Consider the following 10,700-nt stretch of genomic DNA (forward strand, 5'->3'; position numbering starts at 1 on the left):
TTGGTACAAAAGAATATTGGCTTTGTGATGATTCAGGTTTTAGTAAGTTGGGCTCTATTGAAGATTTCTAGTGAATTCTAAATAGTATTTATGTCATTTTTATTAGTTGGCCTTAATTCTAAAGGCATAGCTAAAATTGTTATACCTTTAGAAATAAACTGCTTTATATAAGCGATTAAAAATGTTCATTATCTTGCTAAAATCAAAGTGACTAAAGTGGAATAAATCCACCAAGATGATGAATTAGAAAAGCAGGTCTATTTTGCTGAAAAGGCTCATTCATACCTTCGCCTATGCTTTCTTTTACAGTTTATATTCCTTAAAAAAGAGTTATCCCAGCAGGCACTTTGACATGGCGAAAACATTTTTGTTCGCTTTTATCATTGTTATATCTTTCGCCAACGCAGCGGGTCCGAGGTGGGATGATTCAATTGATATAGATGATCCCAACTTAACAATTAATGTTGCCGCGGAACAATGCCAAAAAAGCTTAATTAATGCTCCTGAAAAGCTGGAGCTGTGGTGTGAAAAAGCCATTAACATGGGTTATTGGAGAGGCTTAGTACCTCTTAGTTTGCACACTGGTAATGGAGAACGGTTACTTAAGGAAGCAACAAAAAGAGTTAATGCGAAAGATCCTATGGCTTACTCTACACTCGCTTGGATTTATGAAAGCGGTATGTTTGTAGATCAAGATATTAATTATGCTATTTCACTCCATAAAGGGTTTTTATCATTGGATGTAGAGCTAACCAAATCGTCAGTTACTGCTACCCATGAAGAGCTAGCAAAGTTGTATAAAAAAGAACAGAACTGGCTAGCGGTTAGTGAGCACGCTCAGTACGTTTTTGATAATACTACGTTTGAGTTTAATAAAGAATATGCAGCTCGATTGATGAAACTCGCACAAGATAAATTAGTCGAGCAAGGCCATTCTAAGCGTTAACAAAAACAAACTTATTGATAGGTGTATATGAAGTTAACATTATCTATTTTTATTGTTTTGTTACTTATGTTTTGTCGTGGCTGTAGTGGCACACTGACCAGTATTAAGAAACAGCGAATAATAACCCTTTATTATTAAGCAAAAAACTACCCACCTTTATGACTTATGTTGTCCTTCAATACTTATTCAACACCGCCTCCAATTAAAGCGTTTGCTGCTTAACTGGCGTTATTTCATAGTCTTGGTGATTAGTGGTCTAGTACCAACATTAATCAATAAACGTAGTACAATAATATCTGACGCCTAATTGAGTACAAAAATTAGACAAAATTAACATCATCAATAACGTAAAGGAATACTATGCACGATATATTTGGCGAAATTAGACGCGAATTTTACACTCAAACAATCAGGGAGTGGTTAGGGTGGATTGTGGGGACCTTTTTACTGGTCGTGTTGATTAAATGGTTTGCTCAACAATATGACGTCCCAGAATTTGAATTTCATGTTTGGGTTTCAGCCACTCTTTATCTCTGGTATGTCTCTACCATTAGCTTATTAATCGGTAGCACTTACTTTATCGCCCGTAATGCTCAAACCATGCTAGAGAGACGAGCGACACATCCTCAAAAGCCAGACAGTATTGATTTAACCAATGACTTATTCAGGGTTAAAAAAATCAAGATTAAAGCCGCTATAATTGCCGTCGTTGCACATCTTATCAATGCTGGTCTTGTTTACTTTGTCACCGGCCACGTACCTGGAATGACGTCAGAATATCAATTATATGCTGTGATTGGTGTGTTTGCGATAGCCGCCATTAAGCCTGCGATGTTAGCCGTAAATGCCATTCGTATGGAGATTTTTGGCATGATTGAAGAAGCAGATTACCCACAACAATCTGTTGCTGATTTATGGCGAGTAGTGAATGACTTTAACGACTATGAAGAGCGATTAGAAAAAGTATTCGAGCGTATAGAAGACGTTAAGCAGGAGTTTAGCCGTGAAAAAGAGGTGACTATTGCTGATATTGTTGAAAAATTAACAGTATACAAAGCAGAATTACACTCTGTATTTGATGAAAAAATAGCACTTTTCTCATCATCTGACAGTGCAAGAGAAGCGGCTTATCATGGGTTAAAAGAAGCTCAAGCACCACTCAGTAAAGAAGTCAGTAAAATATTGGCTGAACTGCAAAACTTACAAAGCTTTGTGATTGATTTACGTGACAAAAATATCAAGGGAGAGCAATTGATGTCAGCATTAAAAGAATTTGGTATTGAGTCATTAGCTGATTTAAATGTGAGCTTTCAAAAATCGATTGTGACGCATAATCCCCCCTTACGAAGTGTCCTATCGCCAATTGATGAAGATAGATGCGAATAAATAAAGCGAATAATTTAGTGCGAAACACAGTATCAGCTCTTTAAAAAATGAATAACCCCAATATAGATGCGTTACTGGTTAACGCATCTGCTTTTGATTGAAGGTCGTGTTAATGGCTCTGCAGGATTAGAGCGTGCAGAACACATTCAACAGCCAGCGTCATCGGCTTTGTCATCCGACACAGCAAGGCCCAATAAAAACCTTAATGATGTGGTGGTTAACAACGACCGCTTAATGAGCATGGCTGGGGTTGATTACCGCTATGACGCCAGTGGCAACCAAATCAGCCAAATAGGCAGCGGCGATAAACAACAGCGTAGCTTTAATGGCTTAAACCAACTGGTGCAAATCAACGTTAATGGCAAGCTAACCCAATACGAATATGATGCCTTAGGCCGTCGCAGCGCAAAAATCACCGAACTTGGTCGCACCGACTTTATTTGGGATAATCATCAGCTGATTGGCGAATGCACCTTAGGTGAATACAGCTGGTATATTTATCAGCCCGACACTTTTATTCCCGTCGCATTGATTAAAGCAGGGCAGATTTATTATTATCACCTAGACCAACTCGGCACACCGATTTGCTTAACGGATGAAAATGCTAAAATCGTCTGGCACAGCCAACAAGACGTGTTTGGTCAGACAATTGAAAGCGTAGATTTTGACGGTGGGGATAATGAGCATGTTGATGTTTATGATGCAGCCAAGCAAGACAAAATTACTAACCCAATCCGTTTTCAAGGGCAATACTTTGATGACGAATCAGGGTTACACTACAACCGCTTTCGGTACTACAGCCCACAGCAAGCTAGATTTATACATCAAGACCCTATTGGATTAGTGGGTGGCATAAACCATTGTCAATATACGCCTAATCCAGTGAATTGGGTGGATCCATTTGGATTGTTGTGTAAAGAAGGTGTGGAAAAGCTTTCTAAGATGATAGGCGATATTGTTGACCCGGCAACAAAAGCCAAAATATTACAAATTGCTGAAGACAGTTCTTCAGTAGATGCCAGAACAGCCAATATTAAAGTAACAAGACCAAATGGTGAAAATAGACTTGAGCATGAATATAGTATCGAATCTATGGATGTTGATAACGGCAGAATTACTTTAACACGAGAAGTAGGCGATAAAGTGATTGAAACTACGATGACTATAGAACAGTTTGTTGGTGGGCATATTATTGATGGCAAATTGGTCAATGAAGAATGGTCTAGTAAAACAGGAACGTTGACTGAGAATGAATTAAAGCTTAACAAAGCAACTAAGAAGGCAGGCAGTAAACGGACTGTTTCTTCTCTTCCAGTACATTTGAAAGAGCATGTAGACACTCGTGATGAGGAAATGGTCGAGCGAGATAAGCACAAGGCAAAAGCTTCACCAGAAGAAACACAACGTTATAACGACCAAATACCACTGATTAACAATGAATCAGCCAAAATTGGTGAAAAAGCAGCAGATGCAGCAATTGAAATATTGTACCCTGGTTATGCTCGCATTCACCCAACGAGCTTAGATAGTTCCACATCAGTATCGGGTAACTTTGATATGGTTTATAAAAATGCTGATGGTGATGTCATTATTGTTGAAGCTAAAGGTGGCAGTAGCCCATTAGGTAAAAAGAAAATTGGTGATGAATATTATCAGCAAGGCACAACGAAATATGCACAAACCATTACTAAGTCAATGAGGCTCAAAGATCCAGATACTACAGATTGGCAGGCAGCCGACGCATTGAAAGAAGCATCGTTAACGGGAAAGAAAGTACAATATTTACATATTGAAACACCGATTACTAAAACAGCATCGGGTTCCATAGTCGGTGAAGTTAACATATCTGAGTTTGATATAGATCCCAGTAAAATAGTAGGTACATAATGAATATTGAGCGTAAAGTAAAAATAGATTTAGCCAAATTAGACAAACGGTTAGCATCTCCTAGAAGAATGATTGAAATGGCGCCTCAGGTAATCACTATTCGTCGTGATAATCTTATTGCTCTTCCTGATCTATACTTGGAATTATCTCGCTGGCTTACTTGGGAAGAGCAAACCCCCGAGGTTGAGCAAGAATCTGCCACGGGGTTACGTTATGCGTCAAAAATGTACGCCGCGTTCTTAAAACTTGCAGAGCACCCAGAGCAAGAGCAAACCTTTAAAATATATGATTTACCTGAAGTGACATGGAATGGTAAAGGTATGTTAGAAGCTGGTTATGCAGCGCCATCAGAATGGATTGAAGCCTATTTTTTAGCGGTTATAACTCGCGATACTGAAAGTATGGATAGCTTGGCAAATTTCTCTATAGAAACGATGAAACAAAGTGCGACACAAGCAGGCCCCGTTTCTTATAAGTTAGTTGAAGTATTTCAAGCTTATCACCATCATCAAGCCGATTACCCGAAATTGCTAGACGAGTGCATGGGAATGGCTGTTAAGCAAAATGATGATTGGGCGTTATATATTGCTATGGGATATTTAGAAACCTTGGCTTCATTAACGCCATTAACTTTTGATGTTGGTTGTGATTTTAATGAAGCACTTGCCAAAAATTTGCAAGCCCAAGAACGCTACCACATTTATGAGTCAGGCCCTGATCATGCACCCATCAATTCATTCTTACCCCTGCAATTATTAGGCATGGCGTGTATGTGGCACGATATGGGTAATGAGGTAACGGTTGAAAGTGACTCTCTGCCACGCTTTTTGATTGAAGGTAAATATTTTTAACGGGTTAAAATGAAGTATCTTCGATAGATGTTTAATTATCGAGAGTATTTTTAATAGGGAGATTTGCTCAACATGTTTGGACTACTAAAAAAATACGACGTACACATGTGCTCAGAAGTTAAAGGACAGGTTTTGTTAAACGGAAAACCTGTTGTTGGCGCCAAAGTGATAAGAGAACTCAGTTATATTCATCAAGTTGAAAACAATGATGAAACGTTAACGGACGAGAGTGGTTGTTTCTTTATGCCAGAAGTCAGTATAAGTTCAAAAAAGCCTGGTGATATGTTTGTCAATGATACTGTAATACAAAAAATTTCGGTATGTAATGAGAGTAGTACTTTTTTATTATGGCATTCACGTTTAGGTGGCATAACAGAGTTTGAAGAAGTTAAAGAGAAATTAACTTCACTTAATTGTGATTTAAATAATAAAGAGGTCTTGTTTACTTTTCCGAATAAAACGAACGAGAACTTAGAGTTTGATGGTGAAAGTATTTGCCGATGGGAAAAAGATTTTGATATTTATGAGTTAAATGATGAAGACGAAGACTTTTTTAACTTTTAACTTTTAACTTTTAACTTTTAACGATTAAAAGCATAAACCTCAAAGTAATCAAACTATAACTATGTTCTCGTTTTTTATGCTCTCCATGATAGAGCTGCATTATCTCTGTTTGCACCAAGACGTTATCAATACGATAAACAGCATCAATTACAACGCTGCGAAAGTAAGCTTGGCAACGATAGCGCTGCGGATGGTCAGTCTTCTGAGCATATTGAACATAAGCCAGAGGTTAAACAGTTTAGCTATAACAAAATCAGCCAGTTAATCAGTATTAGTGATACTGGCGTGTCTGGCGAAAACCCAAATATTGTTGACAATGCATCTAATGCTCGACAGCAATACCAATGGGATGCTTTTGGTAACCCATTAAAGGCTATTCGTGCTAGTGATATTCATAGCCATACCCATACCCAAGATATAAGTAGTAATCATGTTAGCGCTAATGAAACAGCTAGCAGTCAATCAGCTGAAACAGTTAGGCCCAATAAAAACCTTAACGATGTAGTGGTTAACAATGACCGCTTAATGAGCATGGCTGGCATCGATTACCGTTATGACGCCAGTGGCAACCAAATCAGCCAAATGGGTAGGGGTGACAAACAACAGCGTAGCTTTAATGGCTTAAACCAACTGGTGCAAATCAACGTTAATGGCAAGCTGACCCAATACGAATATGATGCATTAGGCCGTCGCAGTGCAAAAATCACTGAGCTTGGTCGCACTGACTTTATTTGGGATAATCATCAGCTGATTGGCGAATGCACTTTAGGTGAATACAGCTGGTATATTTATCAGCCCGACACTTTTATTCCCGTCGCATTGATTAAAGCAGGGCAGATTTATTATTATCACCTAGACCAACTCGGCACACCGATTTGCTTGACTGATGAAAACACCAAAATTGTCTGGCGCAGCCAGCAAGACGTGTTCGGTCAAACAATTGAAAGCGTAGATTTTGACGGTGGGGATAATGAGCATGTTGATGTTTATGATGCAGCCAAGCAAGACAAAATTACTAACCCAATCCGTTTTCAAGGGCAATACTTTGATGACGAATCAGAGTTACACTACAATCGCTTTAGGTATTACAGCCCTCAACAAGCGCGATTTATTCATCAAGACCCAATAGGATTGATAGGCGGCATAAACCATTATCAATATGCACCGAATCCAGTGAATTGGGTAGATCCATTTGGATTGTTGTGTAAAGAAGGTGTGGAAAAACTTTCTAAGATGATAGGCGATATTGTTGACCCGGCAACAAAAGCCAAAATATTACAAATTGCTGAAGACAGTTCTTCAGTAGATGCCAGAACAGCCAATATTAAAGTAACAAGACCAAATGGTGAAAATAGACTTGAGCATGAATATAGTATCGAATCTATGGATGTTGATAACGGTAGAATTACTTTAACACGAGAAGTAGGCGATAAAGTGATTGAAACTACGATGACTATAGAACAGTTTGTTGGTGGGCATATTATTGATGGCAAATTGGTCAATGAAGAATGGTCTAGTAAAACAGGAACGTTGACTGAGAATGAATTAAAGCTTAACAAAGCAACTAAAAAGGCAGGTAGTAAACAGACTGTTTCTTCTCTTCCTTTACATTTGAAAAAGCATGTGAACACTCGTGATACGGAAATGGATGAGCGAGATAAGCACAAGGCAAAAGCTTCACCAGAAGAAACACAACGTTATAATGACCAAATACCAAAGATTAACAATGAATCAGCCAAAATTGGTGAAAAGGCAGCAGATGCAGCGATTAAGATACAGTACCCTGGTTATACTCGCATTCACCCAACGAGCTTAGATAGTTCCACATCGGAATCGGGTAACTTTGATATGGTTTATCAAAATGCTAATGGTGATGTGATTATTGTTGAAGCTAAAGGTGGTAGTAGTCCATTAGGTAAAAAGAAAATTGGTGATGAATATTATCAGCAAGGCACAACGAAATATGCACAAGCTATTACTAAGTCAATGGGGCGTAAAGATCCTGATACTACAGATAAGCAGGCAGCCGACGCATTGACTAAAGCATCGGTAATGGGAAAGAAAGTACAATATTTACATATTGAAACACCGATTACTAAAACAGCATCGGGTTCCGTAGTCGGTGAAGTTAACATATCTGAGTTTGATATAGATACCAGTAAAATAGCAGGTACATAATGAATATAGAGCGTAAAGTAAAAATAGATTTAGCTAAATTAGACAAATGGTTGGCATTTCCTAGAGAAATGATTGAAATGGTGCCTCAGGCAATCACTATTCGTCGCGATAACCTTATTGCTTTTCCTGATCAATACTTGGAATTATCTCGCTGGCTCACTTGGGCAGAGCAAACCCCCGAGATTGAGCAAGAATCTGCCACGGGGTTACGTTATGCGTCAAAAATGTACGCCGCGTTCTTAAAACTTGCAGAGCAGCCAGAGCAAGAGCAAACTTTTAAAATATACGACTTACCAGAAGTAACGTGGAACGGTAAGGGGATGTTAGAAGCTGGTTATGCAGCGCCATCAGAGTGGCTTGATGCCTATTTTTTAGCTGTGATTACTCGCGATACTGAAAGTATGGATAGCTTGGCAGATTTCCCTATAGAAACGATGAAACAAAGTGCGACACAAGCAGGCCCCGTTTCTTATAAGTTAGTTGAAGTATTTCAAGCTTATCACCATCATCAAGCCGATTACCCGAAATTGCTAGACGAGTGCATGGGAATGGCTGTTAAGCAAAATGATGATTGGGCGTTATATATTGCTATGGGATATTTAGAAACCTTGGCTGCATTAACACCATCAATTTTTGATGTTGGTTGTGATTTTAATGAAGCACTTGCCAAAAACGTACAAGCGCAAGAGCGCTACCACATTTATGAGGCTGGTCCGGATCATGCTCCTGTAGATTCATTCTTACCCCTGCAATTACTCGGTATGACGTGCATGTGGCACGATATGGGTAATGAGGTAACGGTTGAAAGTGACTCTCTGCCACGCTTTTTGATTGAAGGTAAATATTTTTAACGGGTTAAGATGAAGTATCTTCGATAGATGTTTAATTATCGAGAGTATTTTTAATAGGGAGATTTGCTCAACATGTTTGGACTACTAAAAAAATACGACGTACACATGTGCTCAGAAGTTAAAGGACGTATTTTACTTGATGGTAACCCTGTTTATGGAACACAAATATTACGAGATCTCAGTTATGTGGATGATGTTGTCGTAACCGACGAGACCGAAACCGATAGAGATGGTTACTTCTCGATGCCTGCTGTGACGATAACGTCAAAAAAGCCTGGTGATATGTTTGTACATGATGTGGTGATGCAGCATATAAATGTTTTATATGATGGTGTTACTTATAAATTATGGAATACGAGGCTTTTGGGTATAGAGCCTTTCGCTGAAGTTGAAGCAAAATTAAAATCATTAAATGGTGATTTAGCAAATAGTGAAGTTCAGTTTACTTTTCCAAATAAACAAAATCCAAATTTAGAGTTTGATGGGGAAAGTATTTGTCGTTGGGATAATGATTTCGAAATATTTGAAATTGTTGATGATGGAACACAATTTTTTAGTAGTTAGGAATGTTTTAATTAAAGGAATAATATGAAAACGTTAACCCCTACATTAGCAGTCAATCTCTCTGAATTTGCTTATGCAAGCACTAAAAGTAAGCTAGAGGTTCCTCTGGTTTTAGAGAAACACTTTTTATTCAATAGTAAGTCCTTATTACAAGGTGTTTCAGGTACAACGGCAGAACACCTCCTTAATCATTCAACTGGCTTCGGATTCATAGGTGAAGGAAGGAACGGAGGGCGATTTGAAGGTGAACTTGTTATTGCTTTTCGTGGAACCGCAGGTATTGCAGATACCTTAACAGATCTACATTGTGGTGTGACTGTAGGGCCTAACTATAAAGCGGTACATGCTGGATTTAATAGAACATTTGAGTCGATTAAACCTCAACTAGCAGCAATATTAAATAAAGTGGGAAGTAGACCTGTCCATTGTGTTGGTCATAGCCTTGGTGGTGCTTTAGCTAATCTCGCATCTAACTGGATTAAATCACAATATAAGGTACCTGTTAAACTTTATACTTTTGGTGCTCCAAGGGTTGGGTGTAATCCTTTTGCAATGCAAACTGAAACTACGTTAAATGGTATTTATCGTGCAGTTCACAGAAGCGATCCTGTGCCTATGGTACCAGTTTGGCCATTTGCTCACGCAGGTGATGAATACAGACTTAGTACTTGTGTATCTTTAACTGGTGCTGCACATAAAATGGCTGGGAATGCGCCTGGTTATATCAATACAGCATCACGCTATGCTAATTATGAGAGTATGCAAAAAGGGTCTTTGTCTAACTTAACTATGACGCGCTTAAAATACAGCAATCGTCATCACGCCTCTTTTAATGCTCATTGGGCTGATATCATTACCAGTGCGTTGCTAACTCTACTCAGAGAAAGCGGAAAAATCACTAGTATTTTGGCTCAAGGGGTTGTTGCTGGAACGTTGACAATATATGACGCTCTAGCTCGTAGTCTTGTAGAAATATCTAAGATGTCTGAAAAGTACGCAGAAGATTGTAAAGGCTTATTAGGCCACATATTAAACTTTGTAGGTAAAACCGGCGTGAAAGTCGTAGATGTGACCTATAAGGCGATGAAGGACGGATTATACTGGATGCTAGAGAAGTTAAATCAATTAGTCATAGCTGCAATAAAAGTCACACTACATATAGGTATTGGTTAATATGATTACTTTAAAAGCTAATAACCAATTCACTATTTTAAATCGTTTTCATTAAATGATGCCGTAATATTTTCATTTATAAAAATTGCAAAAAGGACTTTCTATGACATCGATAAGAATAACTCAAGCTGTCGGGCTGGGTGGAGCTAACAATTTAAACGATGTAAAAACAGTACAAACCGGTTTAAACAAACTACTTAAACTCATTCCCCCTACAAAACCTTTAATTGTTGATGGCCGTTTAGGCTCTAGGCCTGAAAGCGCTAAAACTGTTGCAGCGATAAAGCTATTTCAAAGTAA

General features: G+C 38.5%; 10 protein-coding genes. All 10 read left to right on the forward strand.

Annotation, left to right across the window (positions count from 1 at the left end; translation table 11 throughout):
- Positions 1–352 precede the first annotated feature (352 nt).
- Positions 353–946: a hypothetical protein gene (locus AAEY99_RS20740; protein ID WP_351011862.1), complete on the forward strand. Its 594-nt coding sequence runs from the start codon at positions 353–355 to the stop codon at positions 944–946.
- A gap of 360 nt (positions 947–1,306) precedes the next feature.
- Positions 1,307–2,332 carry a hypothetical protein gene (locus AAEY99_RS20745; RefSeq protein WP_351011863.1) on the forward strand — a complete coding sequence of 342 codons (1,026 nt, stop codon included), beginning with the start codon at positions 1,307–1,309 and terminating at the stop codon, positions 2,330–2,332.
- Between the two features lie 66 nt (positions 2,333–2,398).
- On the forward strand, positions 2,399–4,219 hold the full coding sequence (locus tag AAEY99_RS20750) for an RHS repeat-associated core domain-containing protein (protein WP_351011865.1): 1,821 nt from the start codon (positions 2,399–2,401) through the stop codon (positions 4,217–4,219).
- Positions 4,219–5,070: an immunity 49 family protein gene (locus tag AAEY99_RS20755; RefSeq protein WP_351011867.1), complete on the forward strand. Its 852-nt coding sequence runs from the start codon at positions 4,219–4,221 to the stop codon at positions 5,068–5,070. Before AAEY99_RS20750 ends, AAEY99_RS20755 begins: the two co-directional genes overlap by 1 nt.
- A gap of 72 nt (positions 5,071–5,142) precedes the next feature.
- Positions 5,143–5,634 (forward strand): DUF6795 domain-containing protein, encoded by a 492-nt coding sequence (locus tag AAEY99_RS20760; RefSeq protein WP_351011868.1) that lies wholly within the window; start codon positions 5,143–5,145, stop codon positions 5,632–5,634.
- Positions 5,635–5,919: 285 nt separating this feature from the next.
- Positions 5,920–7,812, forward strand: a complete 1,893-nt coding sequence (locus tag AAEY99_RS20765; protein ID WP_351011870.1) for an RHS repeat-associated core domain-containing protein — start codon at positions 5,920–5,922, stop codon at positions 7,810–7,812.
- On the forward strand, positions 7,812–8,663 hold the full coding sequence (locus tag AAEY99_RS20770; RefSeq protein ID WP_351011872.1) for an immunity 49 family protein: 852 nt from the start codon (positions 7,812–7,814) through the stop codon (positions 8,661–8,663). The genes AAEY99_RS20765 and AAEY99_RS20770 overlap by 1 nt, the downstream gene beginning before the upstream one ends.
- A gap of 72 nt (positions 8,664–8,735) precedes the next feature.
- Positions 8,736–9,227: a DUF6795 domain-containing protein gene (locus AAEY99_RS20775; RefSeq protein ID WP_351011874.1), complete on the forward strand. Its 492-nt coding sequence runs from the start codon at positions 8,736–8,738 to the stop codon at positions 9,225–9,227.
- A gap of 24 nt (positions 9,228–9,251) precedes the next feature.
- Positions 9,252–10,400, forward strand: coding sequence for a lipase family protein (locus tag AAEY99_RS20780; protein WP_351011875.1), 1,149 nt, complete (start codon positions 9,252–9,254; stop codon positions 10,398–10,400).
- A 103-nt stretch (positions 10,401–10,503) separates the two neighbouring features.
- On the forward strand, positions 10,504–10,700 hold a 197-nt coding region (locus tag AAEY99_RS20785), incomplete at its 3' end, for a peptidoglycan-binding domain-containing protein (RefSeq protein ID WP_502959516.1).

This window comes from Shewanella sp. S1-58-MNA-CIBAN-0166, from assembly GCF_040310085.1.
In the GTDB taxonomy this organism is placed as follows: Bacteria; Pseudomonadota; Gammaproteobacteria; order Enterobacterales; family Shewanellaceae; genus Shewanella.